The organism is Staphylococcus sp. EG-SA-2 (assembly GCF_017152085.1).
The window spans coordinates 1-732 of sequence record NZ_JACYHC010001086.1 but is presented as its reverse complement, the minus strand read 5'-3'; the positions used below and the strand labels follow the sequence as shown (position 1 = coordinate 732).

The 732-nt window shown below is 32.2% G+C and carries 1 protein-coding gene and 1 pseudogene; both read right to left on the bottom strand.

Translation table 11 applies throughout. From position 1 onward, the window contains the following. Nucleotides 1-557: pseudouridine synthase (locus IDG60_RS18215; RefSeq protein WP_206161031.1), on the bottom strand; the 557-nt coding region annotated here is incomplete at its 3' end. Beyond that, nucleotides 554-732: pseudogene (gene ppnK, locus IDG60_RS18210) on the bottom strand (NAD kinase); the annotation flags it as partial. The gene IDG60_RS18215 and the pseudogene ppnK, both read right to left, overlap by 4 nt.

The following is a 732-nucleotide window of genomic DNA, read 5'->3' as shown; positions in this document are numbered from 1 at the left end:
CTAGTTATAATACTATCCTTTGACCGTCTAATATTAGCTTCAATAATACCAGATGTATGGGTTTTGCCATATACAAGGCAAGTATATATTTTTTTCAAGTTTACTTTAGAAAATAAATGATGGATATGTCCATATTTAGCGAATATCACAATACCAGTTGTATTACGATCTAGACGCGTAACAATATGTGGGTTAATATTTTCACCATGTTCCTGACAATGATATAGTACTTGTTCGATTAAACTTTCATGAGGATGTTCTCTCGAAGGCGTACAATTTTGATTGTTTGGTTTAGTAACTATGATGATAAAAGCATCTTCATACAATACTTCTAGCTTACGAGCATAAGGTATTAAATTAACACTCGGTATTTCTCGCGGTAAATGAATTTCTAATATATCATTTGGCATTAATTGCTTACGTACTGTGACTGGTTCATCATTAACAATTAAAGCGCCATTATTTTTAATGGCGCTCACTGTCTTCTTAGAAAAATCATGTCGTGCTAAAAAAGCTTTAACAGTTTCTTGTTGTGATATATGATACTTAAATTTCATCGTTCTTCATCACTTGATATGAAAGAATCGTGTACACGTTTCCAGAACGGGAATGGTCTAAAACGTGCAAACCTCACTTTTTCATTTGCTACACGGTATTGTATTGAATTAACATTTTTATGTTTGATACTAACATGATCTATCGTCATTCTAATGGTATCATGATTAACTGGTG